The sequence below is a fragment of the Rubripirellula amarantea genome (genome assembly GCF_007859865.1).
In the GTDB taxonomy this organism is placed as follows: domain Bacteria; phylum Planctomycetota; class Planctomycetia; order Pirellulales; family Pirellulaceae; genus Rubripirellula; species Rubripirellula amarantea.
Genome location: NZ_SJPI01000003.1, coordinates 541044 through 566476, shown reverse-complemented (window position 1 = coordinate 566476; position 25433 = coordinate 541044). Strand labels below are relative to the sequence as shown.

Here is a 25433-nt window from a genome sequence, read left to right as displayed (position 1 = left end):
GCGCGGTTACGCCTATTCGTCCGCAACGTTGACGAACACCTTTAACGCGGTTTTGTCCTCGACAAGCAAACGCATCATTTCGGCGTAGTTCTCGAGTCCGTCGACCGGATGGGTCAGAATCTTCTCAAGCACTCCGGGGTACATCATTTCGCCCAACGCCAAATCCTTGATGCCCATTTCGAAGTGGTTTCGATTGCCATTGACGCTACCAAGCAACAACTTGTTGCCGAGTACCCAGTTAAGGTTGATGCTATCCGATGGAACTTGAATAGCCTTGTCGCCGCCAGTGATGCTGGCCCAGACAACGACGCCGTTGTGGCCAAGATGCTTCATGGCTTCGAAAGCAATCGAGCTATTTCCGGTTGCTTCAATGATCAAGTCCGGTTTGCCTGTCTTAGCAACAAGTTGTTCCATGGAAGTGTCGGCGGTGCTGACATACTCGGCTTCGATGCCACGGACGATTTCAGCTTTCAGGTTGGGAGCTTTTCCGCGAGCGAGCGTGTAGACCTGGAGTCCCTTAAGCTTCAGCACAAGAGTCGCCAGCAAACCAATTTGGCCGGCGCCTAATACATAGGCAACCTTCGGGCTCCACACCTTCATGCGTGATTGAGCCTCGTAGGCTTGGTGGACTGCCTTGGCGGCGCAACTCATCGGTTCCATCAGAACGTGCAAGTGCTTCAGGCCTTCGGGGACGCGGACGATGTACTCTTCTTCATCGACAAAGTACTCGGTCAAAAAGCCATGTCGAAGGTTGATGCCACGCTCGTAGTAGGTTTCTTCGCTGGTCATGTCGTTGGTGCCAATCAGGTCGTAGATTGACCCGCCTGGCCGACGAACGGTAGCGGTTACGAAGTCGCCCGGTTTGACTCGCTTAACGTTTTCGCCGACGGCTTCGACGATCCCGAATGATTCGTGACCGATGACAAGGTGCTTGTCGCCGTCCGGGGCCGCTCCGTACAGAGCTTCGTTGATTTCACGGTCGGTTGCATCAACACCCACTTTCAAGACTCGAACCATGACGCCTAAGCCACCTGCTACTTGATCAAGGGTGGGCTTGGCAATTTCTTCCATGTGAACGCTGTTAGGCGTGCCGGGAGTGACGGCGACGGCTTTCATGATTGAACTCGGGATAAGGTTGGGTTGGATGGAATGGATGGGGTGCGGATGTGCAGCGGTTGGTGGTTTTTACCACATGTCCCGCGATTGGGTGAGGATCGTAGCACGGCGATGCATCCTTCACAGAGGGACAACCGGCCTGTAGCTGGCTTAGTGCGACAAAATACACCCCAATAGCGCCGCAAATCGCACGAATGGCGCGTTCGTCCACCGTTCGGACTCATTTTTCGCAAGCACCGTTGTCATAAATGCCGGTTGGTCACACAATAAGGGGCAGGCCAGTGCTCCGATTCAGTGTTCCAAGACGCGGCCTCTCGAGTCCATGTCGCCTCTTGAGTCCATGTCGCCGTTTGAATTCACCATGACTAATAAACCACGAACCGTTGTCCACGAAGAGTTGCGATCCGTCGATCGTGAGCTTCTGCTGGCGATGCGTAGTGGAGATGCCTTTGACATCGGTGATCTAACTGAATCGCTTGGAGTCACCGCCACCGCGGTCAGGCAGCGAGTCGAGCGATTGCTTGAACGCGGTTGTCTTGTCCGCGAAAAGGTTGTCTCGGGACGCGGGCGGCCAACGTATCGATACATCATGACCCTTGAAGGACATCGACGCGCGGGAGCCAATCCAGCGGATTTGGCGGATTCCATGTGGCGGACGATCATTGAAATCGAAGATGAAGAACTTCGCGAGAGTTTGCTCCAAACGGTTGCGACGAAGCTGGGTCAACGATTTGCTAATGTGATGGATGCGCATCGAAGTGAAACGCAATCCGAAGTCACCTCCCTGCAACATCGATTTGATCATCTATCCGAAGTGATGGCGTCGAATCACATCGCCGCCTCGGTTTCGTGCGATGGGAATTTGCCGGTATTAGATATTGAGTCGTGTCCGTATCCGTCACTGACTGAAGCGTCGGACGACCGTGCCATGTGCAAGCTTGAAGAGAAAATGCTTTCCGAGGCGCTGGGACATCCGGTCCATTTAAGCAGTTGTCGACTCGACGGCGATCAATGTTGTCAGTTTTCCGCGGGGCCGATCGCAACTGCCATCGCGGACACTGGTCAGGACAACCAATCCTCGACGGCCACCGTTTGACTTGGTTGTTCGCTTCCTTACCACAATCCTATACGTTCCATTTCATTCCCAACTCAACTCAGTACTTTTAACCTCAATCGCCTTAGGCGAGCTTAAGAAAATGAATCACGTTCTCAAAATTGAAAACCTGCAAGTTTCCGTTGGTGATAAGCCCATTCTTCGTGGGGTCAATCTGACAATTAAACACGGCGAAACACACGCCTTGATGGGGCCCAATGGAAGCGGCAAAAGCACGCTTGGATTGGCAGTCATGGGGCATCCGGGTTACACCGTTACCGGTGGCTCGATTTCGCTTGATGATGAAGATGTGCTTGAAATGGGACCTGATGAACGTGCTCGCAAAGGCATCTTCATGGCGTTCCAGCGTCCGATGGCGATTCCGGGTGTAAAGATGGCAGACTTCCTTCGCCACGCCACCACGAATGTTCGTCGACCCGATCGCAAAGAGGGCGAAGAATTGATTCCAATGCGTGAGTTCCGTAAGGAATTAAAGGAGAAGATGAGTCACTTGAAGATGGATGTCGAGTTCGCTCGGCGTTACGTCAACGACGGGTTCTCGGGCGGGGAAATGAAGCGAGCTGAAATTTTGCAATTGGCGATGTTGCAACCGAAGTTCGCCATCCTCGATGAGACGGATTCGGGGTTGGACGCTGACGCTGTTCGATTGGCCAGTGAATCGATCGCTGATATTGGTCACCAAAAGATGGGTTTGCTGATCATCACGCACCACGACAAGTTACTTGTCCACAATCCGCCGCAATACACCCACGTCATGTTGGGCGGAAGGATCGTTGAAACCGGCGGACGAGAATTAGCGCAAGAGCTTCACGATCAAGGTTACGACCGAATTCGTAAGGCGTACCCGGAAGCCGATGCCGCCAACGAAGAGATGCTTGCCGAAGAAGCCGCAGTTTAATCCTGGGGTTTGGCAACGCACGAGATCAAACACTTTTATAACGCATAGAAAGCATTTTTCATGGCAACCGATATTCAAGAAGCTGGATCTGAAGCCGACAGCATTGGCGAGATCAATAAGTACAATTTCCGAACCGAAACCACGGGTGTGTTCAAGGCCGCAAAAGGTCTTAGCGAAGAAGTGGTTCATCAGATCTCTGATATCAAGAACGAACCTGATTGGATGCGGAAGTTCCGTCTTGAATCATTGCAGAAGTTCAACGAGCGTCCCATGCCTACATGGGGTGGCGATATCGACATCGACTTCCAAGACATCTTCTATTACCTCAAGCCGACTGATCATCAGGGCAAAACTTGGGAAGACGTACCACAGGAAATCAAAGATACGTTTGATAAGCTTGGTATTCCCGAGGCTGAGAAGAAGTTTCTTTCGGGTGTGAAAGCGCAATTCGAGAGCGAAGTGATCTACGGATCACTCGAGGAAGATCTGGCGAAACAGGGAGTGTTGTTTACCGACACCGATACTGCGGTGCGTGAGCATCCAGAGCTGTTGCGTGAATACTTCGGCAAGATCATTCCACCCGACGATAATAAGTTCGCTGCTCTTAACAGCGCGGTTTGGTCCGGCGGTTCGTTCATCTACGTTCCTAAGGGAGTTCATATCGATTTCCCATTGCAGGCGTACTTCCGAATTAATGCCGAGAGCATGGGGCAGTTTGAACGAACACTCATCATCGTTGATGAAGGGGCGAGCGTTCACTACGTCGAAGGCTGTACAGCACCGATGTATTCGACCGAATCATTGCACAGTGCCGTGGTTGAAGTGATCGTCAAACGAAACGCTCGTTGCCGTTACACGACGATCCAAAACTGGGCTAACAACATCTATAACTTGGTCACCAAGCGTGCTTACGCGTACGGCGATGCCACCATGGAATGGGTCGACGGCAACCTAGGTAGCAAGTTGACGATGAAGTACCCAGCGGTACACATGATGGAACCTGGCGCTCGAGGTGAAATCTTGTCGATCGCGTTCAGCAGTGCCGGTCAGCACCAAGACGCGGGAGCGAAGCTTGTTCATGCGGCTCCAAACACTACCGGCCAAATCATCAGCAAGTCGATCAGCAAGAATGGCGGTCGAAGCAGCTATCGTGGTCTTGTGAAGGTCGAACCGGGCGCTCACAACAGCAAGAACAGTGTTGTCTGCGACGCGTTGATTCTTGATGACGAAAGCCGCAGCGATACGTATCCGTACATCGAAGTCGCCGAACAAGATGTTCAGATTGGTCATGAAGCCAGCGTTTCACGTATTGGCGAAGAGCAAATGTTCTACTTGCTTTCGAGAGGTTTAACCGAACAGGAAGCCAGTACGATGATCGTTAATGGTTTCATTGAGCCACTCGTCAAAGAACTGCCGATGGAGTACGCGATTGAAATGAATCGTTTGATCCAACTGCAGATGGAAGGTAGCGTCGGTTAAGCCTTCGCACTGTTTCCGTTTCACTGGTTGCCACGACTTCGATTTGGCCTACGGACCGACTCGAAGCATGGTAGCTACCCCGCATTCTAAAATTTACTTCGACTCATTTTTGTCATGACGCAAACCGCACAACTTTCTTTTGACGCCGCTGGTTTCGATGCGTTCATCGAATCTCGCAACGAACCAGACTGGCTGACTGATCTACGCCGAGAGGCGTGGCAGCACGCTGATGCAATGGATTGGCCCGCTCGACGCCACGAAGAGTGGATTCGTACGGACATCCGAACTTTTCAAATTGGTAAGTACGCTGCCCCATCGAATGGTGCAGTCGTTGACGTCGCAACGGACGATGTCCATCAATTGACTCACGGAGTCGAACTGGGTGGACGGCTGGAAACCGTTGACAGTCAAATCGTTAACGAAACACTCGACCCGGAACTTGCCGCCAAAGGTGTGATCTTCGGTTCGTTGGAACGAATTTGCCAAGAACATCCTGAAGTTGTTCGTCCTCACTTGTTCACGGCGTTTGATCCCGACTACGACAAGTTCGCGGCGGTTCATGCAGCGTTCTTCGCAGGTGGTCAATTTCTATATGTGCCTCGCAATGTTGTCATTGAAAAGCCTATTCACATCGGTTCGGTGATGACGGATGGCGGTTGCGATACGACTCACACCTTGGTCGTACTAGACGAAGGTGCTGAAGCCACTGTTTTGCACGAATCCAACAGCGTCACGGAAAACGCTGGCGGATTACACATGGGTGCGATTGAGCTGATCCAGAAACCAGGTTCGCACCTTCGTTACGTCAACCTCCAGGAATGGGGCCATAAGACATTCCACTTCGCTCATCAAAAGGCGCTGGTCGACAAGGACGCGACGCTTCAGTGGACGATTGCTGCGATGGGATCAGGTTTGAGCAAGGTGAATCAATCGGTTGATTTGATCGGTCCTGGTGCCGACAGCCAAGTCAACGGAGTGATGTTTACCGAAGGCCGACAGCACTTGGCCTACCACACCCAGCAGTATCACCGCGCGCCCCATTGCCATAGCGACTTCCTTTACAAGGCAGCCCAGCAAGACAAGAGTCGCACGGTTTGGCGGGGGATGATCAAGGTCGACAAAGACGCCCAGAAAACGGATGGTTATCAACGCAACGACAACTTAGTGTTGTCTCACCATTCGCGTGCCGATTCCATTCCTGGTTTGGAAATTGAGGCCGATGACGTACGCTGCACTCACGGCAGCACGACGGCGAAAGTCGACGAAGAACAAATTTTCTACGCTCGATGCCGTGGGTTCACTCGCAAGGAAGCCACACGCATGATCGTAACGGGATTCTTCCAGCAAATTTTCGATCGGATTACCATCGAGAGTGTGCGTGATGCGTTAGGCGCCGCCATCGTTCGGCAGGTTCGCGAGTACGATTGATTCGTTTGATGATCGCATCAGCGAAAGTGAATGGTCTGGTTCGCTTTTGCGTTGCTAGTATCCACCCTAAAATATTTCCAACGCGTAAGATATTACAGCGTTCAAAGACTAACCGACGACTATTCGACTACGGGAGTTTCCCCAGCATGGCATTAGCAGAAGACAAAGTGCGTGAAGCGCTCAAACAAGTGATCGACCCTGAGCTCTACGTCAACATCGTGGATCTTGGATTGATTTACTTAGTGGACGTGAAGGACGAGAAGGAAGACGGTCGTCACGACGTTTACATCGAGATGACGATGACGAGCCCAATGTGTCCGGCTGGACCACAATTGGTTGCCGGTACCAAGGGAGCCGCCGAAGGACTTGAAGAAGTCGATACCTGCGAAGTGAAGGTGGTGATGGAACCGGCCTGGACTCCCGAAAAAATGACTGACGATGCACGTGATCACTTGGGCATCTTCTAGGGATGGGGTAGCTGCTGGGGCATGCCAAGTTTGACGCATCAGCGTCACTATGCCACATTCGTTGGACTGGCACTTGTTTTGTTGTTCTCGGGGAGTGTTTCAATGCGGATTTTTGTGGGTGAGTACGTTTGCGGTGGCGGACTCGCGGAACTTCCCTTGGAAAAAATACCCAGAAGCCTTCGGCAAGAGGGCTCGGCGATGTTGCACGCTGTGGTCAGCGATTTGTCTGAAATCGCCGAAGCCGTGATTCCTGTCGATCCTCGCTTTGATGCTGATGAATTGGTTCCCGGGCAACAAATTGTTACAATCGACCCTAGCAAGCCACATTGGTCTCAATGGGTCGAAGCCGCCCAGTCTTGCGACGCCGCCTTGATTGTCGCACCCGAAAGCGATGGGATTCTCGCGAAGTCCGTCGCTATGCTACGCGCTGGCGGAGTAGACGTGATCGCAGGGAGTGGCGACTTTCTTCGGACCGCTAGCGATAAATTGCTCACGGCGAGAGCATTGATTGGTGCCGGTGTGGCGCACCCTATTTATATGGCGACCTCGGACCGTCGGTATGCCGAAGAGTGCAAAGGTTTCAGCAAGTACATAGTGAAGCCGCGCGACGGATGCGGGACCCAAGAGCTGCGAACATTTGATTCGCTCGAAGAAGCCAACGCGGAACTTCATGAAAGTTCGCTGTTGCAGGCTTGGATGCCAGGTCGCGCCGTGTCGATTGCTATGGTGGCATCGCCTACGCAACAAACGTTTTTGCCCGCGGTCTCGCAGAATCTTTGTGATGTTACATGCGAGTACAACGGGGGCCAGGGGCCTTTAGACGACGACGCACAACGCCGCGCTGCAGCGCTTGCGATGCGGGCGATTGAAGCCATGCCGCCTACCGTTCGTGGTTTCGTTGGAGTTGACCTGTTACTCGGTGATGATCCATCGGCCGATTACGTGATTGAAATCAATCCGCGTCTAACGACGTCTTACGTTGGGCTGCGCCGTATGATTCACGGCAATATTACCGCTAGGTTGTTTGACCTAGAGTCCGGGCCGATCACGTGTTCAACCAGTGTTGATACCGTTCGTTGGACTCCCGAGGGTACGGTTTGGGTCAACGATATGGTCACGGAATCAACCTAGACCTCGGCGGTGCTTTTTATGGTGCGCTTCCTTCGACCTCTTGCGATTTGAAACGGTAAGTGAAAACGTTGGAAGACACTGGGCATTGCGATACCGCTCGTGTTGTCGGCATTGACATCGGTGGTGCAAACTTGAAGGTCTCTGATTTGCTTGGCAATGCGGCAAGTCAGTTTTTTCCTATGTGGTCTGATTCCGATCGGCTATGCGATGCTTTGGCCGACATGTTGGTTCCGTTTGAGTTTTCGTCGCTTGCAGTAACGATGACAGGCGAGCTTGCCGATTGTTTCTTTGATCGCCGCGAAGGTGTCTCCAAGATTGTTGACTCGGCGGTTGCTGCATCCAAACGATTTAACGCCGATGTTTGTTTCTATACCGTCGAAGGCGAATTCGTGGGTGGTTCGGCGGCAAAGCAGAATCCCGATGCGGTTGCCGCATCGAATTGGCATGCTTCCGCAAAATGTATTGCTGAAGAGTATTTCGGAAACGACATCGCCTTACGCCATGCCGCTTCGAGCGGCGCCGTTGATGACGCAATGGTCGTGGACGTTGGATCGACGACCACGGATATCGTTCCTATCAAGGCGGGTAAGGTCGCTACGGCCTCGTGCACTGATTTTGATCGCTTGGTCGAAGGTTCGCTTGTCTATCTCGGTTGCGGCCGAACTCCGGTTTGCTCATTGGTTTCAAGTTTGCGTTTCCGAGGACGAAACGTGCGCGTGATGAATGAAGTGTTTGCGACGATGGACGATGTAATGCTGATTCTTGGTAAAAACAGCGAAGACGCCCAAGATTGTCAATCGGCGGACCAGCGACCAAGAACAATAGAGATGGCCGCGAATCGAATGGCTCGCATGATTGGGCTAGATCACCGTAGGGTCGACATTTCTCTGGCACGTGATTTGTCAGCCCAGGTGATGACTGCAGCTCAACACGAAGTTCAACTCGCTTTTGACGGTATCGATAATGGTGGCACGATTGTGATGATTGGACACGGCGGGGAACTGCTGCGCGTGCCAGCGGATCGCGACGTGTTGAGACTTGGCCAGATTTTTAACGCGGAAGTCTCGCGGTGCTTTCCTGCGTACGCGGTCGGTGTTTTATTGGCTAAGACAATTCGGAGTCGTGCGTGATTCGGGTGGTTAAGGTCGGCGGTAGTTTATTGCTTAATCCAATGTTGGTTGATACGCTCCAAGATTGGATTGGATGTCAGGAACCAGCGACGAATGTGTTGATCTTTGGTGGCGGCAAAGTCATCGATGCGATCCGCGAGCTCGACACGGTTCATTCATTGGACCCGGTTGCTACTCACTGGCACTGCATCGATTTGCTTGATGCAATGTTTCAGGTTGTTAGTGACTGGTTTCCCGCGTGGGAGGCAATCAGGTCACCCGAAATGTTGCAGGATCTGAGTGAGCAGAACTCGGCTGCAGCAACACGTTTGGTTCGGGTGGGAGCGTTCTATCGCCCAGGCGATGATTCACGTTTGCCTCAGGATTGGCGAACGACGACGGACTCGATCGCCGCTCACTTGGCCATCAGGCTCAATGCAGACGAGCTAGTGCTATTGAAGTCGTGCGATATTCCCAACGAGTTCACTGCGGCATCGCTTGCCGCTACTGGAATTGTCGATGCCGCCTTTCCCTTGATCGCCCAACACGTCGCGAGAATACGACTTGAGCGACTTCAAGGATAGAGTTCCGACACGACAGATCACTGAGGAATCGCTTTTGCGATTAGTCGTCGGTGCTTTCGGATGTCCTACCGAGCAGGCGCGCTCGGATTCTGCTTCCATGGGGTCGGGCGTTCTTTTCGGACTTGTACAGTTCCATCGCCTCGTCGATTTCACCGGTTCGCTCGGCTGCACGCGCTGCGTTGTAGACCGCCGAGTTTTCCCACTGAGAACGCTGTTCATCATCGAGAACTCGTTTGACGAGCCAGGACTTTGAAGTGTCGTAACGACCATCGTCATATTGAACCAAGCTGATCCAATAAGTGGCGGTGCGCTTGCTCATTCGCATCATCACCTGAGCCTGTTGGACTTGACGTTCGTAGATGTCGGATGCGGTTCCTAATTGGCGGCGAATGCCATAGGCCTTCTGCAGTTCAACATCGATAGCCAAGTCTTCGAGCTCAAATTCAGGCGCACGTTGAGTCAGGTAAAGCGGCCGAGCACCCTGGATGTTCTCTTCTTCGATCGAGTCGAATTGACCGTGTAGATGTTGCCAACGTGCCTTGGCGAGTTGCTTGGAAGACGGGATTTCGCCTTCCAAGATTGCCCAGCGAGACCGGTACCAAAACTGGAACATCAAATCACGTTCGGCAGCTTTTGCGATGTCTTCGGCATAGACCTCGGCCTGCAACGGCACTTTCCACAAACGCACACCAGCGATGCCCCGTACATCGTCGATTTCTTTCGCTAACCGGTCAGCATCCACATAGGTGATCATGCGACGTTCGCCGGTCAGACCATTTTGAAGTTGTTTCATACGTGGACTGATGGCTTCAGGTACCACGTTCAGCAGCGCGATCGACTGGCTTATGTCGGACTTGGAATAGGGGTAATCGAAAAAGCCTGGTACATTCAAACGTCGAAGCACCGCTGCATCACTGCGAGCTTGACCGAGTGTCGCAATTCCGGCCTCGGTGGGCAGGGGAATCGGAATTCCAAGCTCGGGTTCGTACAGGTAAATCTCTTTGCCAATCAATACGCCTACTGACCAAGGTTTTAGCGATCCGTCTTCGTCATTGGCCAAAGCCAAGATGAACGCTGGGATATCAGCTTGCCGGCAAAGCTGAGTGAATACGCCTGCTAATTGCCATGCATCCCCGGTGCCTCGCCATAATGTTTGATATTGGGTTTGACGGTAGCCTGGGGCACGGAAGGTTAGCCCCTTCGTCAATGTCGGGGCTGGCGGTGCGGGTGTGGTCGGGACTTCAGGTTCGTACGCAATATTGCGTACACACCAATCGAAAAGGCGGTGGGTCGTTTTCAGCTTAAGGATTTGCCTCTCGTCTAACTTTCCCTCTAGCGATTTGAACCAATCGGCAAATAGGGGATCGTCGTGAGAATCAACATCGACCCAGGAAACAATTTGTCGGGCGAGATAGCTGTCTCGAAGGTGGGGAAGATCAGTTCCGACAAAGGTCGTACGCTCGACTCGTTGTGCCCGAGTTTCGTCACTTAGCCATGGCTCGTAAGTCGAAACTAATGGGGTGATGTCGGCTTGCTCTGAATCTTTCCCGCGAGTGGATTCCTCTTGCCAGCGGTTAAGGTGATAAGTGATTTGTCGCCGAGCCTCGCGGTCATTCAGTTCGAACAAACGTCGTAACAAATTATGCGTTGCACCCAAGTGGTCTTGGACGCTGCGAGATTGCATTCGGTTTTGCCGCTGGGCCTGAATTTCGCGAACCGCGTCGCTGTCGTCCGAGCAGCCACCCGCCAATAGAATTGCGACCGCGAATAACGACATCGCAGCGAGCACCGCAGCTCTTGACTGATTGAGCAACCCCAAGGGGGCGCGGCGAGTTGCTGGAGTCAAAAACAGTGCTGCCATCAATTACACAGGAGGGGTCAAAGTACTGAAGCAGGAGTCACAAGCTGGAAACGGTTTGGCGCAGTTTGAGCAGCCGGTCGATGGTCGCTTCAAAGCGATCGAGCGGGATCATATTGGCACCGTCGCTGGGCGAGGTGTCGGGGTCAGGATGAGTTTCGAAAAAGAGGGCATCCGTACTCATTGCTACGGCGGCTCGGGCAAGTGGTTCGACCATTTCTCGGTTTCCACCCGTCGCACCTCCTAATCCGCCGGGCTGCTGCACGCTGTGCGTGGCATCGAACACGACCGGGACTCCCAAAGCTCGCATCAGTGGTAGCGACTGCATGTCGTTGACCAGTCGTCCGTAGCCAAAAAATGTCCCGCGTTCGCACAACATCACGCCCCCCTTTCGACCCGCGGCTTCCGGGTTCGGAGCCGAACTGGCCGGATTCGCATGAGGACTCTCGGCGAAGGATCCTCGGGCTTTTTCGACCACATATTTCATATCGCCCGGCGACATGAATTGACCTTTCTTGACGTTGAGCGGACGACCTGTCTGAGCTGCGGCAACGATCAAATCAGTTTGCCTAGCCAGAAAAGCCGGGATTTGAAGCAGGTCGCAAACCTGAGCTACCGCGTCGGCCTGATCCGGCAAATGGAGGTCCGTGGTTTTGGGCAGACCGCTTTTTTCGCCAATGCGATCAAGCATCTTCAAACCTTCGTCGATGCCTGGGCCTCGGCGAGCCGTCAGGCTGGTGCGATTGGCCTTGTCGAACGATGCCTTGAACACAACGTTCACATCGTCACGATCATTGATTCGACAGAGCACATCAGCAATCTGCATCGACAATTCATAGGTCTGCAGCACGCAGGGGCCTGCGATCAGGAGCAGCGGTTCGGCGTCACCGCAGCGATAGGGACCAATCGAAACAGGATCAACGGTTGAGGGGGTGGTTTGGCTCATTCCCGATTCTGGTCGAATTGCTGGGTCGAGCGAAAGGGGGAACCTGATAAAAGCTCGGCGGGACTTAAACGAGCAACTCAATCGCCGACGGTTCCACTCTGATCTCTATTGGAAGCTTTCCGCCATAATCGCCATCGAGTTGGAACGGTACGCGATGTGACGAGTGAACGCGTAGCGTCGTCGCTCGGAAACGAACGACATCGGGGAACTCGAGGTGTCGTCCCAAGCGGATTCCGGCGACGTAGCGTAAGCCGCTTAGGATGCTTCGGCCTTGAAACGCGATCACGTCGAGAAGCCCATCGTTCGGCTTCGCATGAGGTTCGATTGTCATGCCGCCAGCGTAAACAGGCAAATTGAATGCCATCGCCCAACCGCATTGGATCGTTCGCGTGGAATCATTCCCACCAACGTCGTCTTCTTGGCTATCGTCGCTTGGGGGAACTCCTTCGGCTTCGATCATGATAGGGGGAAAACGATAGTGCCGAATCGCTCTAAGAATAGGACGCCAGTAATCGAACCGGCGGATGTGACCTCGCCTTGTCAGATGCATCGCACGAATGACTTCACCGTCAAAACCACATGTGACCATGCTCAGGAAAGGTTTTTGACCAACGAAACCAAGGTCGATCGGCGTGGAATGACCGTGATAAATTTTGTCGAAAACATAATCAGCGTCGGCGCGAAACCCAAATTGTCGGGCTAGTAGATTCTCGGTGCCCATCGGCATGGGAATCAACCGAGCCGGGGCAACGTTATCTAGGGTTTGTAAGACAGCCAATCGCGATGCAACCAACCCAATCGTTCCATCGCCTCCAGCGGCAACCACAATGGGCTTCACCGTTTGACGCAGCAAGGCATCCAGTTCGGCGACGTTGGCGGTAACGCTGGCGGAGTTGTTGGCTTGGCGAAGCCGAGAGATCAGCCGATCAATTTGGTCGCGATTCTTACCGCTACCCGCTTTAGGGCTGGTGAATAGGACGACGGAGGGCAGAGGCATGGGCATGCAGGATCGGAAGAGATCGGAAGAGAGGGCTCGTGAAGCCATAGGCAGCCCGAGCAGAACGCTTCAATGGGGAAGTTTCCAACAGGAACGGGGAAGCTCCCAACAGGAACAATGAGCAGTGATGCAAAATATTAGAGCCTTTTATCCGCACTGTGCTTCGCTATGACCTACCGTTTAGCGGTCGAATTCCGGTTTGGCTGGGCCGTTCAGTGGCAAAAACTCTGAGTTAAATCGTCGCAATTATTGCAATCGCTACGACCGACCACTGATCGATGCTCCTTAGGTTTCTTGTTTTCCATGTCGAGACAAACTCGTGCAATTCATTCGTCGCTACTGGGGTGCCAGTCTAATTTTGTTGATGGTCGCGGTTCACGCTGGCGTGATTGGGTACGTGCGCAGTCGCGTCGCCAGGCTTAGCGATGTCGAATCAACGGCTTTTGAGATTGGCGAATTTCGATTCCAGAGCACAAGCGATATCGCGACTGTTTATCACTTTCGTCTTCACGCGGTCGTTGATCCATCCAAGATTCATCGAGGACGTGAGCGTCTGACCCAGGTGCGCATGGAAATTTGTGAAACTTCCGAGCAACTCCTGCGGCAAGCGGACCCGTCTTGGCTAGACGATCCTTCGCAGACACAGATCCGCGAGCGTTTGATGGAAATCGTCCGTTCGCATTTGGAAGAGCCTCTGGTTCAGCGCGTGATGATCACCGATTGGTTGGAATTGCCTGTCGGAAACGTTGATCTAAACCTTCATTCGGCGGATGCCACCTAGCAGGCAAATTGGGGTGGCTGAATGGCCGCAGCTAGCTTCGGTTCTGGTTGCAGAACGAAGTTTTAGCCAAATTGCGGCTGAATCTGGCTTGTGGCCGCTTGGCGAGCATTGGTAGTTAGCAGATGGAGAACAGTCCCGGCATCGATTGTCGGAGGGTTCTCGTCGTGAAACTCCCCTTCCATGCTCCCGGTTTCGTCCACGCATGCAGATTTTAAAAGCAACTGTCAAACGTTCCCAATGTGCTCGCTGGCCGATCGTCTCAAGCGATTCTGTGTCGATCGTCGCGTTGTTTGCGTGCGTTTTGATCGCGGGGGCAACCTTAGCGACACCCGTCGGAGCACAGTTCGGTGGTGGCGGAATGGGCGCCGGCGGCGGAGGCGGGGCTCAAGCTCCTGCACCCGACACCAAGCCAAAGTTCCGCGAACATATTCATAGCCTCGATGGCTTGGCTGTGCGACGCGAAAAAGGTGACGCAATCGTGGCCGAGGTGCGCATCGTCGGCAACCGTCGCGTAAGCATCAACCGCATCATGCAAGAACTGCAAACGCGGGCGAGTCGCTTCTACGATGACGACACTGTCCTGGGTGACGTTCGTCGGCTCAACGACATGGGGTCCTTTGACCATGTCACCTACAAAACCGAAGAAATCGCCAAAGGCGAAATGCGTGTGACTTTCACGGTTCACGAACGCGAAATCATCACTCAAGTAATCTTCCACGGAAATCGTGGCTGCAACGATCGTGAGCTGAATGGACGTGCTGGACTTGCACCCAACGATCCTCTCAACGAATTTTCGATCGAATCCGCTCGTCGTCGCTTGATCGACTATTACCAAGGCGAAGGCTTCAACCAAGTCTCGGTGCTCAGTTCGGTGGGTCTGCAAAACGACCCGAACGCTGTTGTGTTCCGAATCAATGAAGGTCCTAAAGAACGAATTCGTGAGATTCGAATTGAAGGATCCACCATCGTCACCGAAGCACGGCTGAAAAAGATCATCAACTCAAGAGGTCCGATGGCCGGTGTGATCCGATGGATCAACAACACCGCCGACCTGCAAAAGATCAACGAAGACGTTGACGTTCTAGCGGCTTATTACCACAACTTGGGATTCCTAACGGCGACCGTGGGACGTCATCTGGAGTACGACGAGTCTGGTAAGTGGATCACGGTAACGTATGTGGTCAACGAAGGACCGCGTTTCCGAGTCAACGAAATTCAAATCATTGGCAATGAATTCATCACCGAACAATCATTGCGAGATCGCCTGTCGCTAAAGCCGGGTGACATGTACGACGGTTCAATCCTTCGCCGCGATGTTGGTGAGGTGATCTACGGTTACGGCGAACTTGGGTTCATTTACGCCGAAGTTGATCCGCAAACCGTGATGCGAGATGAGGACAACGTTGTCGACCTGATCTACAAGATCTCGGAAGGCGACCGTTGGAAAGTGGGCGAAATTCGAGTCAACATTGACGGCGAACCCCATCTCATGCGAGAGACAACGATGTTGAACTTGGTCGACTTACGTGAAGGTGATTGGATCAATCGCCGCACGCTTGAAACGAACCGAAGTCGACTCGAACGAAGTCAGTTACTGGAAGTCAACCCGCAGATCGCGGATCCTCCCGACATCAAGGTGGTCCCAAGCGATGATCTCCCCGCGGATTACTAGTCGCCCTGCGGCGAAGTATGTTCGCCGCGACGACTCCATTGTTCGGACTTTTAACGCACTACTGAAACCTGTTCCCTGCGATACGACGAAGCGAATGCCCCAGTTCCTTAGCTCGACGACACAACGCTTACGATACCAGCGATCGGCTACAGCTCGATCCGCAGGTTGGATCGTGTTGTTTGCATCGTCCATGATCGCGGGATGTGCGCAGTTCGCCGCACCGTTAACACCGTCGACGTTTGGCACATCAACACCGGGTTACACCACACCGGGCTACACCACACCGGGGCACACAGCTTCGAGCCATTGGGCACCTGAAGCATCAGCTCTCGGACAGCTAGAAACCACTGCGTCGGATGACGAAACCACTGCCAGCGGGCAAGCATCCGATCGCTACGTGGCTCGTCAGTTTCCGGTGACCCAACAACCTTCGGCCTATCAGTTTTCTGCACCGGAAGGACCACCTGTTCCCGCCGACAAGTTTGTTCTGCCGCCGACAACCCCTCCGTCTCGCGAGTCGGCCTACGGCACAGCACCGTCGTTGAATCCGCCGTCGGTTCCAAACAGCTACCAAGCTGGCAAGCCTCAACAATATGAGCCACCAGCAATCACGCCCCAGGGTTCCAACTACCAAGTTCTGCCTCAACAACAATACCAGGCTCAACCCCAATACCAGGCTCAACCCCAATACCAGGCTCAACCTCAGTATCAGACTCAACCCCAATACCAAGGGCAACCTCAGTACGGCAGCCAGCCTTACACGCCACCCCAATCCAACTACCCCTATTCTTCGGCACCTGTCACACAGGCTCCGTCGCAACCGGGCGTCACCTACGATCCATTTGCGGGGACCGGGAACACGGGATTGCCCGACCCCTATGAAACCGTTGCGCCTTACAGCGCCTATCAGGGGCCACGTGTTCGCAACGCTGATTTGATCATCAACGGTTTTCCGGCTCGAACCGGACGGATCATGTTCGGGGGTGCGGTCAACAGTGACGCTGGCGTAACCGGACAGATCACCGTGGACGAACGCAACTTCGACATCATGCGTTTCCCTCGCTCGTTTCAAGATTTGTTTAGTGGCACAGCCTTCCGCGGTGCAGGGCAAACCTTTCGAATCGAAGCGGCGCCGGGCACGGACTTCAAGCGATACACGATGCAGTTTGTCGACCCCAACTTGTTTGGGTATCAGCCCATCAGCATGTCGCTCAGCGGATTCTTGTACGATCGACGTTTCAATGACTGGGATGAAGAGCGGCTCGGTGGACGAGTTGCGTTTGGCTATCGCATCACGCCTGACTTGTCGATCAGTGCCGGCATCAGCGGTCAAAATGTTGACCTCGATTCACCTCGCACCGGGCCTGTGGCTCTGACAAGTGTCCTGGCGGACGACAACCAGCTCTACGCGGGCGAAGTTTCGCTGACGCACGATACTCGCAATAGCCCGATCCAGGCCAGCCAGGGCCACTACTTTCAATTCAAATTCGAAGAGACCTTCGGAGACTTCGATTACGCTCGATTTGAGACCGAATTTCGACAGTACTGGTTGGTTTCTGAGCGAGCCGACAAGTCAGGTAAACAAACCATTTCCTACTCGACCCGACTCGGATTCAGTGGTGAAGAAACGCCGATTTTCGAGAACTTCTTCGCTGGCGGCTACGCAACACTTCGTGGATTCGATTTTCGAGGTGCAAGTCCGGTTGCCGCCAACGGAGTTGAGGTCGGTGGTCGGTTTCAGTGGCTCAATACAGTCGAATACATGTTCCCAATCACAGCCGACGACGCCTTCCGCGGCGTCGCGTTTGTTGACTTTGGAACCGTGGAAGAGGACGTCAAGATCGACAGCGACACGTTTCGCGTCGCACCGGGTCTAGGATTGCGAGTCGCAATCCCAATGCTCGGTCCCGCACCGCTGGCATTCGACTTTGCCTATCCGGTTACCAAAGCCGATACCGACCAACGACGAGTCTTCAGCTTCTACATGAGCCTGATTCGCTAAGCGGAAAAGCCTAGACCAAGCCGGTCAACGCACCGTCGCCGCAGAAGTCTGGGTTGCCGAATGTCTTTTCCGGATAGCCCATCGCTTCGGTGATGCTAAGCAGCAAGCGATTGTGCGGCACGCTCGGGTAACTGAGCGCGCGGCCCATCTTGAATCCAAGACCACCACCAACCATTACAAATGGAATGTCGTCTCGGGTGTGCGAGTTTCCTTTGCCGAGCTCGTTCGTCCAAACAATGGTTGTGTTGTCGAGCAAGCTTCCGTCGCCACCGGGTTCCGGTGTTTCGGAAAGTCGCTTCGCAAGATGAGCGATTTGTTCGCAGTACCAAGTGTTGATGCGAATCAAGTTCTCGTACGCTTTTTCGTTGTTGTCAGGTTCGTGCGAGATCGCATGGTGCCCTTCGTCGATGTCCAGCCAACGCATTCGCGCGTTACCGACACTGTTGGTGATCTGGACGGTTGCGACGCGGGTGAAGTCTGCTGCCAAGCTGTTGACCAGCAATTCGGTTTGCATGCGGCTGATTTGCGGCATGTTGTCGTTATCTTCGCGAACGTTCGGCGGCAAATCGGGAACCGCATGCCCTACGTTGGATTCGTTCTCGGCGTGAGACAGTTCGCTTTTGAGTTCACGTTCGACGTTGCGAACCATCTCGACATGTTGCTGCAACATGTGTCGATCTTCGGCACTTGCCATCGATTCAAGTTTGCGGAAATCGTCACTCAGATCATCCAGGACACTGGCCAGCAACTTGCGGTTCTTGGTTTGTCCATAAAGTTTGTTGAACATCTGGTACGGGTCACTAATGGGTGTGACGGGTTGGTTGGGCCCGGCGTACGACCAGCGAGTCCATGTGTCCGCACGCTCGGGGACCATCACACCGAACTCCAACGATCCAAAACGGGTCTGGGTGGTGGGGTCGGCCTGCAACTTGTTCTTGAGGTGTTGGTCAAGCGAAATTCCCATCGACCAACCGGCGGGAGTGTCGCTGCCGCCTTGAATGTCTCCGGGGAAAAGTTCGACACCGGTCAACAAGCAACCGATCCCCCGCATGTGTCCATCTCCATCCCCTTTGATCTTGTTGTCGATACCGTTGACGGTCATCAACTGATTGCGGAATGGTTCCAGGGGCTTAAGAATTCGTTTCAGTTCACCAAGTTCTTCGGTCTTCTTTCCGTCTTTTTCTTCGTCAGGCCAAAAGTGCTTAGGAATCACACCATTGGGGCTGAACACGAAAACCAAACGTTGCTTCCGATTAGCATTGCTAGCCGCCCAGCCGAGGCTAGGAAGCGCAAACGCGAAATTAGCAGCAGCAGCGCTGATACCGAACTGGACCATGAAATCGCGGCGGGATGTTTGCTCTGACACGACAGGAAACCTTGCGAAGGGTGGGAAAGGAAGGAAGTGGTGTTCTTGAAGCGACTAACTAGGTGTCGGCTCGGGTGCAACAGATTGATTGGCGACTATTTCAGCAATTGAGACGATCAATTGGCGAATGTTGAACCCGCTGTTTTGAAACGACTGAGTAAGTTCGTCGGACAAATTGGGGCCAAAGGCTGCAATCGGTTGCTTAACGAAGTGCTCGAAAGCAGCTTCGACAAATGAACGATGACAATCGGGGCTACCGGCTAAGTAGTCACCCAGTTCCCGAACACCATCGAACGTTGCTGTTTCTCCGGTGCGGGTAATGTAACTGCCGCTCGCATCGATTGGCTTGTCGTTTTCCATTTCACGGTATCGACCTGCCGCATCAAAATTTTCGAACGCAAAGCCAACTGCGTTGATTTTCGAATGGCATACTTGGCAACTGACTTCACCCGTTTGCAAAGCAACGCGCTCACGCGTTGTCAGGCCAGGATGCAGGTCAGGATTGAGCGGTGAAAACGCTGCGTTGGGTGGTCTCAGGACACGACCCAAAACATGTCGCGTCATGAACACGCCGCGGTGAACGGGGGACGACGTTCGGTGATAGGCAAGTTCGCTCATCAACAACGGATGCGAAAGTACACCGACGTGGCGAATCGGATCATGGACGCTTCGCATCAAACGGCCCGATTGGCCATCGGCAGGCTTCCACGCATCGCCATAGAAACTCGCTAGTCGTTCGGTGGTAAATGACCAGTCGGACTGCAGCAGTAATCGGAAGTCGCTTGATTCGCTGTAGACGACTTCTTCGAGCATCGCGTCAAATGACTCACGCAAATCGGCCACCAAAGCGGCGTCGAAGTTGGGGTATGTCTCTTTGTCTTTCGTGATCTCATCGATTTGTGCTAGGTCGAACCACTCATAAAGGAATTGACGAGTCTTTGATCGGCAACGTGTGTCATCGACCATTCGCCACGCTACCTCAGTCACCTTCTTAGGATTCTTAAGCTGATCTTTTTCCATTTCCTTTCGCAACAACGGGTCCGCTGGCAATGAATCGAACAGGGTCAAAGCCAAGCGTGAACCGATGCGATAGGAATCAGGTCGATCTTTGTCGAGCAAGGGATACAAGAATCGCGGTGACTTGATCGTGTAAAGACAGACAATGCGAATCGCTTCGGCATCATCTTTGATTTCATCGACAAAGCGATCCACGAAGTGCTTTTCCATTTCGCTATCCAACGGTCGTCGAAACGCTGTGGAGACAATTTCTTTCAAGAACTTTCTCAGCACCTGGCGATTTTCGTTGGGGTCTTTCTTGTGTCGTCGTTTGTACTGTGGGTACAGTTCCGCGATCGCAACATCAGCAAACTCAACGGCCGCGGCGGTTGTGGATTCGTCCCAAGAACGATTGATCGCGGTCCCACGTTCGTAACCGTAGCTGCGGTCGTCCGGTGGTAGTTTTGCCTGCAGCGGAAAGACAGGTGGTTGGTTGCTGGGAGCGAGGTACTTCGCGGGCACGATTTCTTCGACGCCACCGGGACGTACCCATGAGAACGAAATGTAAGCAGGTGGTTGCTCTGTCTTTCGTTTTCGTTGGCGTAGTTGTAATTCGATGGGATAGTCCCGTCCGCCCGTCAGGAACAAAGAGCGACGAAACTCTTCCTTGCCCGCCGACTGAACGTGGTTGTCGATGAGTTCACGATCGCGACTTCCGAAATCCAAGGTGAACGAGCAACTGCTTTTCACGATCAGTTCGTAACGACCCGATTCAGGAACACGCAGCGATCCGCTCCAGTAGATAAAGTACTCTTCCGGATCGATCTTCTTTGCACCTTCGCTGTCTTCGGGGCTGGGGCCTTTGAGTCCGAAATCAAAATCGATGGTGGGATCAACTCGCTCGATCGAAAGTTTCTTGTCATCCCAATGGCTGTTGTTGTAGTAGCGGCCTGACAGGCCTTGCTTGTCATCACGCCAACCGGCGTCCCCGAAGCGTGCATACAAGTCAGCTAGGCTTTGGCGAAGCTGGTTGCCGGTTAGCCGAGCCAGTACTGCGCGGGGCGGACGGCGGCGAATTTGCGCCGCTTCGCTGTAAAACTCGTGGTGAATGTAGGACGCGACGGCGACAGCATCCTCAGCAACGCATTCGTCGGGATCCTCTTCAGGCATGGTTTCGGAGATCAATTCCGCCAGTTCGCCGACGGTGTTGTCGCCCGTCAATGGATCGGGATAGTAGTCCTGATTGCCCTGCCCTTCACCGCCGTGACACATCACGCACTTTTCTTGATAGATCTTCGCACCGATTGCCATCGTTTCATCGTCATCGGCTAAAGCTATCGTCTGGCACAACGCAAAGGATGTTACCGCTGCGATGATGCACAGCATCCTCTGACACCGCGGCTTCCAAGCGAAGTCGACGGGAAGGACCTTTGATTGCGGTCTCGGATTAAAATGAAAAAACGTCATGGAGTGCTCTGGCGAATTTTGGCTGGCCCAATTCATCGGTTGCGGTCTATTGCGATTCGGTTTTGGATTGCAAAGCAGTCGACACCTGAAAACGCTTCGTCTGTCTTAAGTTTGTACTTGACAGTCGAGTTCAGGAGGATGATTGGTGAGGCGTCAAGCCTACGAAGGATTGGGGACTTACAGGTGGGGCACCGCACTGATTCTAGGGCTCGGCCGATTCGTTTTTGCCGGACGGGCTGTTGAATGAAGTGGGTGTAAAAAGTCGCGAAGTTACCCTTAGTATATCGTCAGTTGGCGAGAACAGTAGCAACTGGTTCCCCCGCTTTGGCCGAGAATTTTTCTCCGTGATCGTTTGGGCTTGCGTTCGGGGGACTCTTCGCCATACTTACCCGCTTCGTTCTCGCGAAAATCCAACCCTTGGACAGATCAGGTAGGGCCCAGAAACGGGTGTTAATTCGTTTTTTCCCGAAATTGACATTCCTGGGCGAATCGCGAGCGTGGAAGCTTCCTTCTGATAATCGGCGTTAGTTAACGCCATGCATCCTCTTGCACCCCCCCGCCAATCGGCCGGGCCGGTGGCCGAGCGGATGCCGTAAAACTGAATAGATATAAGGCTAGGACCGATGGCAGATGTTCTGCAGGTAGAAAAACGAGAAAAAGTGGGATCGGCTGCAACTCGACGACTGCGTCGTGGCGGTTTGGTGCCTGCTGTACTTTACGGGCACGGCGAAGCGAACGAGCATTTGTCGGTTCCGGTCAAGCAGGTTCAAACCATGCTTCGGCACCACAGCAAGACGGTCACGCTCGAAGGAGCAGTCAAGGAAACCGCATTGGTTAACCACGTGCACTACGATCCTTTGGGTATCGAAGTTTTGCACTTGGATTTGATTCGCGTGAACTTGAAAGAAGAAGTTGAGGTCGCTGTGCCTCTTCACACGAAGGGTCAGTCTCGCGGCGTTCTTAGTGGCGGCGTTTTGCTTGAAAACTTGCATGAAGTTGAAATCAAGTGCTCCGCTGGGAACATTCCTGAGTCGTTGGTTATCGACGTCGAAGAGCTTGATTTGGGTCAGTCAATGACTGCCTCGCAAATCGACTTGCCAGCCGGTGTGAGCTTGGTGACCGACGCCGATGCAGTGGTTGTTCACGTCGAGAAGCCTCGCGGTGCGGCAGCAGAGACTGACGAAACTGCAGCCTCCGAGCCTGAAGTAATCGCCAAGGGCGGTGCTGACGACGACGAAGCCTAAGCTTAGGCGGTTGATGTGAAGCTCATCGTTGGACTGGGTAATCCGGGTCGCAAGTACGATCAAACTCGGCACAACGTCGGCTTTGTAACACTCGCTAAGGTTGCTTCACTGACCTGTGCTTCGCCTTCGAAAGTTCGTTTTGAAGGTGATTTCGCCGAGGCGATGTGGGCGAATCAAAAGATTGCATTGCTGTGGCCGCAAACGTTCATGAACTTGAGCGGCCAGAGCGTTCGGAAGGCAGTCGACTTTTTTAAGTTGGTTCCGACCGATGACTTGTTGGTGATTTGTGACGACCTTGACCTGGACGTGGGCCGGATTCGCATTAAGCGAAATGGCTCCGCAGGCGGTCAACGCGGTGTTGCCGACATCATTCGTCATTTAGCCAGCGAAGATTTCGCGAGGCTGAAAGTCGGGATTGGCCGTCCTCCGAAAGGTTGGGACACGGCGGACTATGTGCTCGGGAAGTTTGGCTCTGCAGAAGCAGACGCCATTGAGACCGTTACCACGACCGCAGCCAGGGCCGCCATGGACTGGGTAACCGATGGTTGCTCCGACGTGATGGCAAAGTACAACCATGTGGGCAAACCGCCCAAAAAAGACAAATCAAAGCCCCGTCCGCAATCAGATTCCAGCGAGCCGTCCGGCCAAGCTGGTCTTTGAAGTCCGTCGAACTGGGCCGATGACCCGAAATCATCGTAAATTACGGAAACAATGGGCTCATTTGATCGAATGGGCCTGACGAAATTGGACTCGCTCGTTAAGATTTCCGCTGACGAACGGCGTCCATCCCTTACATCATCCCTCTAGCGATCCAGTTTTACTGAAAGACAGGCGAATCGTGGCGAAGAATACTTACGAAACCCTGCTGATCCTCGACAGCAATCAATACGCCCGTGACCCGGGTGGTGTCAGCAAACAGGTTGGCGACATCATCACTGAAGCCGGTGGCGAAGTACTCGTCAGCCGTTTGTGGATGGAGCAAAAGCTAGCTTACCCCATCGATAAGCACCAAAAGGGCCACTACTGGCTGGTGTACTTTGAAATGGAAGGCGTCGATTTGCCAAAGATCGACCGAGCGTTCCACCTTAGCGAACCTGTCCTGCGTCAGTTGACTTTGAAGCTCGAGCCAAGATTGATTGAGCCTATTTTGGCCAACGCTCGCGGCGAATCCATTCGTGTCTCGGCGAACACCGAAAGTCTCGGTGCGGACGACGAAGACGATAGCGACGACGACACCGACGCGTAGTCCGATTGGACGCGAGTTGGTGAAGCAACCCAAGCGTGTTTACTTTTCCGTCGTTGGAGCATTCCTATGGCCAGCTATAACCGAGTTGTCCTGGTTGGTAACCTGACCAAAGACATCGAGTTGCGGTACACCCCAGGTGGAACCGCCGTGGCTGATGTTGGGCTCGCCGTAAACGACAGGCGAAAATCCGCCAGTGGTGAATGGGTCGAGGAAACCACGTTTGTGGACATCACAATGTGGGGCCGTACCGCTGAAGTTGCTAGCGAATACCTGGGTAAGGGCTCGCCGATCCTCGTCGAAGGAAGGCTTAAGCAGGAATCTTGGGAAACCGACGGGCAAAAGCGAAGCAAACTTAAAGTGATCTGCGAGCGAATGCAGATGCTAAGTAGTCCGGGATCAAGTTCGTCCGGAGGCCGGCAGTCGGGCGAATCAGGCGGTTCGCAACGAGCGTCAGGATCTTCCGGGAATGACGGTTCAGACCGCGATAACGCTGGTGCTGCAGGTCGCTCCGCTGGCTCAAACGCAACATCGACCGCAGGGCAGCGTGAAGCCCAACCGACCGGAGATGGACCTGGATACGATGATCCTGACATCCCCTTTTAACGTTCAATTTTAGTTCAAAACGTACACTTAACCTCCATAACATTTGACTGAGTTTTCCATGCCAGCGACTACGAAGCGATCGCAGCTTTTCAAGCGACTTCCCAAAGGCCCCAATGGTGGCATTCAGCTTTTGCTCATTCACAATGTCGAGCACCTCGGCAAGCAGGGTGACATCGTCGAAGTGAAGCCCGGTTATGGGTTGAACTACCTGTTGCCTCAAGGTTTGGCCACCGTCGCGACCGATCACCACAAGCGAATGATCGAGAAGCACCGCGAGAAACTGCGTGCGATCGAGCTCGAGAAGCTTAGCAGCTACCGCAAGTTGGCTGATGAATTGGGCAAGCAGTCGATCACGATCGAAGCCAACGCCAACGATGAAGGTCACCTGTACGGTAGCGTCGGTCCTCACGAGATCGTCGATTCCCTGAAGGCTGCTGGCTTCACCCTGGCTCAAGATCAAATCCGTTTGGAAGGTCCTCTGAAGGAATTGGGGCTTTATACCGTCAAGGTACACTTGCACAGTGAAGTTGATTCAAGCGTGAAGGTTTGGGTTGTTCCAACTGTCACCGGTGATGGTACGACTGAGTAGTCGATCACGAATTTTGAAACCTGGGCGTAACGGCTGTGGTGCCTTTGTCACGCACCGCAGGTCTACGTTTCCGGCGACGTTGAGTTTCACGACCTTAGCTATTCAACCTACTTTGCGGCTTTCCGCAAAAGATATCGGGGGGTATATCCGATACTTTGGTTGTCAAGTTGTTGACCTTACCTGGTCAAGTTAGAAACAACACCAGCCGGATACTGCTGCCCCATCGTCCGGTTTGGTGTGACAGGGGCCTCAACTGCCCCTGAGGCCCCTGTCATTTTTTTGCTTGGCCTGATTGCTTGGCTTGGACAACATTTCCACCAAGCTTTGACGATCCACATAA

General features: G+C 53.5%; 22 protein-coding genes. 16 read left to right on the top strand and 6 right to left on the bottom strand.

Features of this window, described 5'->3' with window-relative positions:
* Positions 1-12: 12 nt before the first annotated feature.
* A complete protein-coding gene (locus tag Pla22_RS22125; protein ID WP_146516957.1) occupies positions 13-1116 on the bottom strand; it encodes a glucose 1-dehydrogenase in 1104 nt (367 codons plus the stop codon).
* Positions 1117-1477: 361 nt separating this feature from the next.
* On the opposite strand from Pla22_RS22125, the gene Pla22_RS22120 reads away from it, so the two are divergent.
* The 8 genes from Pla22_RS22120 to Pla22_RS22085 all read left to right on the top strand — a co-directional run bounded on the left by Pla22_RS22120 (position 1478) and on the right by Pla22_RS22085 (position 9326).
* The gene (locus tag Pla22_RS22120; RefSeq protein ID WP_207310456.1) at positions 1478-2212 is read left to right on the top strand and encodes a helix-turn-helix transcriptional regulator; all 735 of its coding nucleotides are present in this window, start codon (positions 1478-1480) and stop codon (positions 2210-2212) included.
* Positions 2213-2312: 100 nt separating this feature from the next.
* Positions 2313-3128 carry a Fe-S cluster assembly ATPase SufC gene (gene sufC, locus Pla22_RS22115; protein WP_146516956.1) on the top strand — a complete coding sequence of 272 codons (816 nt, stop codon included), beginning with the start codon at positions 2313-2315 and terminating at the stop codon, positions 3126-3128.
* 60 nt (positions 3129-3188) lie between these two features.
* A complete protein-coding gene (gene sufB / locus Pla22_RS22110) occupies positions 3189-4607 on the top strand; it encodes a Fe-S cluster assembly protein SufB (RefSeq protein ID WP_146516955.1) in 1419 nt (472 codons plus the stop codon).
* Positions 4608-4721: 114 nt separating this feature from the next.
* Positions 4722-6035, top strand: a complete 1314-nt coding sequence (sufD, locus tag Pla22_RS22105) for a Fe-S cluster assembly protein SufD (RefSeq protein WP_146516954.1) — start codon at positions 4722-4724, stop codon at positions 6033-6035.
* 146 nt (positions 6036-6181) lie between these two features.
* Positions 6182-6502 carry a metal-sulfur cluster assembly factor gene (locus Pla22_RS22100; protein ID WP_146516953.1) on the top strand — a complete coding sequence of 107 codons (321 nt, stop codon included), beginning with the start codon at positions 6182-6184 and terminating at the stop codon, positions 6500-6502.
* A 21-nt stretch (positions 6503-6523) separates the two neighbouring features.
* Positions 6524-7633 (top strand): ATP-grasp domain-containing protein, encoded by a 1110-nt coding sequence (locus Pla22_RS22095; RefSeq protein WP_146516952.1) that lies wholly within the window; start codon positions 6524-6526, stop codon positions 7631-7633.
* A gap of 59 nt (positions 7634-7692) precedes the next feature.
* A complete protein-coding gene (locus Pla22_RS22090; RefSeq protein WP_146516951.1) occupies positions 7693-8763 on the top strand; it encodes a hydantoinase/oxoprolinase family protein in 1071 nt (356 codons plus the stop codon).
* Positions 8760-9326, top strand: a complete 567-nt coding sequence (locus Pla22_RS22085) for an amino acid kinase family protein (protein WP_146516950.1) — start codon at positions 8760-8762, stop codon at positions 9324-9326. Before Pla22_RS22090 ends, Pla22_RS22085 begins: the two co-directional genes overlap by 4 nt.
* Positions 9327-9366: 40 nt before the next feature.
* Here Pla22_RS22085 and Pla22_RS22080 read toward each other — a convergent pair whose 3' ends face one another.
* From Pla22_RS22080 to Pla22_RS22070, 3 genes are all read right to left on the bottom strand, one after another.
* Entirely contained in the window at positions 9367-11187 is a 1821-nt protein-coding gene (locus tag Pla22_RS22080; RefSeq protein WP_146516949.1) for a hypothetical protein, read from the bottom strand.
* Between the two features lie 37 nt (positions 11188-11224).
* Complete coding sequence (kdsA, locus tag Pla22_RS22075; protein ID WP_146516948.1) at positions 11225-12130, bottom strand: 3-deoxy-8-phosphooctulonate synthase; 906 nt, start codon at positions 12128-12130, stop codon at positions 11225-11227.
* 64 nt (positions 12131-12194) lie between these two features.
* A complete protein-coding gene (locus tag Pla22_RS22070; protein WP_165440787.1) occupies positions 12195-13127 on the bottom strand; it encodes a diacylglycerol/lipid kinase family protein in 933 nt (310 codons plus the stop codon).
* 319 nt (positions 13128-13446) lie between these two features.
* Here Pla22_RS22070 and Pla22_RS22065 point away from each other — a divergent pair, with 319 nt between their 5' ends.
* The 3 genes from Pla22_RS22065 to Pla22_RS22055 all read left to right on the top strand — a co-directional run bounded on the left by Pla22_RS22065 (position 13447) and on the right by Pla22_RS22055 (position 17582).
* Positions 13447-13908, top strand: a complete 462-nt coding sequence (locus Pla22_RS22065) for a hypothetical protein (RefSeq protein ID WP_242632259.1) — start codon at positions 13447-13449, stop codon at positions 13906-13908.
* Between the two features lie 202 nt (positions 13909-14110).
* On the top strand, positions 14111-15580 hold the full coding sequence (locus tag Pla22_RS22060; RefSeq protein ID WP_146516946.1) for a BamA/OMP85 family outer membrane protein: 1470 nt from the start codon (positions 14111-14113) through the stop codon (positions 15578-15580).
* Positions 15558-17582 carry a BamA/OMP85 family outer membrane protein gene (locus Pla22_RS22055; protein WP_242632258.1) on the top strand — a complete coding sequence of 675 codons (2025 nt, stop codon included), beginning with the start codon at positions 15558-15560 and terminating at the stop codon, positions 17580-17582. The genes Pla22_RS22060 and Pla22_RS22055 overlap by 23 nt, the downstream gene beginning before the upstream one ends.
* A gap of 10 nt (positions 17583-17592) precedes the next feature.
* Here the strand turns inward: Pla22_RS22055 and Pla22_RS22050 are convergent, their stop codons facing one another.
* Both Pla22_RS22050 and Pla22_RS22045 read right to left on the bottom strand, forming a co-directional pair.
* Entirely contained in the window at positions 17593-18918 is a 1326-nt protein-coding gene (locus Pla22_RS22050; protein WP_146517378.1) for a DUF1552 domain-containing protein, read from the bottom strand.
* Positions 18919-19002: 84 nt separating this feature from the next.
* Positions 19003-21330, bottom strand: a complete 2328-nt coding sequence (locus Pla22_RS22045) for a DUF1592 domain-containing protein (protein WP_165440786.1) — start codon at positions 21328-21330, stop codon at positions 19003-19005.
* 704 nt (positions 21331-22034) lie between these two features.
* On the opposite strand from Pla22_RS22045, the gene Pla22_RS22040 reads away from it, so the two are divergent.
* The 5 genes from Pla22_RS22040 (at position 22035) to rplI (ending at position 25093) form a co-directional block, all read left to right on the top strand.
* Entirely contained in the window at positions 22035-22655 is a 621-nt protein-coding gene (locus tag Pla22_RS22040; RefSeq protein ID WP_146516944.1) for a 50S ribosomal protein L25, read from the top strand.
* Positions 22656-22670: 15 nt separating this feature from the next.
* Complete coding sequence (pth, locus tag Pla22_RS22035) at positions 22671-23315, top strand: aminoacyl-tRNA hydrolase (RefSeq protein WP_146516943.1); 645 nt, start codon at positions 22671-22673, stop codon at positions 23313-23315.
* 178 nt (positions 23316-23493) lie between these two features.
* Positions 23494-23901 carry a 30S ribosomal protein S6 gene (gene rpsF / locus Pla22_RS22030; RefSeq protein ID WP_146516942.1) on the top strand — a complete coding sequence of 136 codons (408 nt, stop codon included), beginning with the start codon at positions 23494-23496 and terminating at the stop codon, positions 23899-23901.
* 66 nt (positions 23902-23967) lie between these two features.
* On the top strand, positions 23968-24504 hold the full coding sequence (gene ssb, locus Pla22_RS22025) for a single-stranded DNA-binding protein (RefSeq protein ID WP_146516941.1): 537 nt from the start codon (positions 23968-23970) through the stop codon (positions 24502-24504).
* A gap of 58 nt (positions 24505-24562) precedes the next feature.
* Positions 24563-25093, top strand: a complete 531-nt coding sequence (gene rplI / locus Pla22_RS22020) for a 50S ribosomal protein L9 (RefSeq protein WP_146516940.1) — start codon at positions 24563-24565, stop codon at positions 25091-25093.
* Positions 25094-25433 lie beyond the last annotated feature (340 nt).

Bases quoted from the DNA above. Each gene is read 5' to 3' on its own strand.
- Pla22_RS22095 (WP_146516952.1), top strand. From the start codon at position 6,524: ATGCCAAGTTTGACGCATCAGCGTCACTATGCCACATTCGTTGGACTG.
- Pla22_RS22125 (WP_146516957.1), bottom strand. From the start codon at position 1,116: ATGAAAGCCGTCGCCGTCACTCCCGGCACGCCTAACAGCGTTCACATG.
- rplI (WP_146516940.1), top strand. From the start codon at position 24,563: ATGCCAGCGACTACGAAGCGATCGCAGCTTTTCAAGCGACTTCCCAAA.
- Pla22_RS22080 (WP_146516949.1), bottom strand. From the start codon at position 11,187: ATGGCAGCACTGTTTTTGACTCCAGCAACTCGCCGCGCCCCCTTGGGG.
- Pla22_RS22060 (WP_146516946.1), top strand. From the start codon at position 14,111: ATGCAGATTTTAAAAGCAACTGTCAAACGTTCCCAATGTGCTCGCTGG.
- Pla22_RS22120 (WP_207310456.1), top strand. From the start codon at position 1,478: ATGACTAATAAACCACGAACCGTTGTCCACGAAGAGTTGCGATCCGTC.
- Pla22_RS22040 (WP_146516944.1), top strand. From the start codon at position 22,035: ATGGCAGATGTTCTGCAGGTAGAAAAACGAGAAAAAGTGGGATCGGCT.
- sufD (WP_146516954.1), top strand. From the start codon at position 4,722: ATGACGCAAACCGCACAACTTTCTTTTGACGCCGCTGGTTTCGATGCG.
- Pla22_RS22050 (WP_146517378.1), bottom strand. From the start codon at position 18,918: ATGGTCCAGTTCGGTATCAGCGCTGCTGCTGCTAATTTCGCGTTTGCG.
- kdsA (WP_146516948.1), bottom strand. From the start codon at position 12,130: ATGAGCCAAACCACCCCCTCAACCGTTGATCCTGTTTCGATTGGTCCC.
- ssb (WP_146516941.1), top strand. From the start codon at position 23,968: ATGGCCAGCTATAACCGAGTTGTCCTGGTTGGTAACCTGACCAAAGAC.
- sufB (WP_146516955.1), top strand. From the start codon at position 3,189: ATGGCAACCGATATTCAAGAAGCTGGATCTGAAGCCGACAGCATTGGC.
- Pla22_RS22100 (WP_146516953.1), top strand. From the start codon at position 6,182: ATGGCATTAGCAGAAGACAAAGTGCGTGAAGCGCTCAAACAAGTGATC.
- Pla22_RS22055 (WP_242632258.1), top strand. From the start codon at position 15,558: ATGATCTCCCCGCGGATTACTAGTCGCCCTGCGGCGAAGTATGTTCGC.
- sufC (WP_146516956.1), top strand. From the start codon at position 2,313: ATGAATCACGTTCTCAAAATTGAAAACCTGCAAGTTTCCGTTGGTGAT.
- Pla22_RS22045 (WP_165440786.1), bottom strand. From the start codon at position 21,330: ATGCTGTGCATCATCGCAGCGGTAACATCCTTTGCGTTGTGCCAGACG.
- Pla22_RS22070 (WP_165440787.1), bottom strand. From the start codon at position 13,127: ATGCCTCTGCCCTCCGTCGTCCTATTCACCAGCCCTAAAGCGGGTAGC.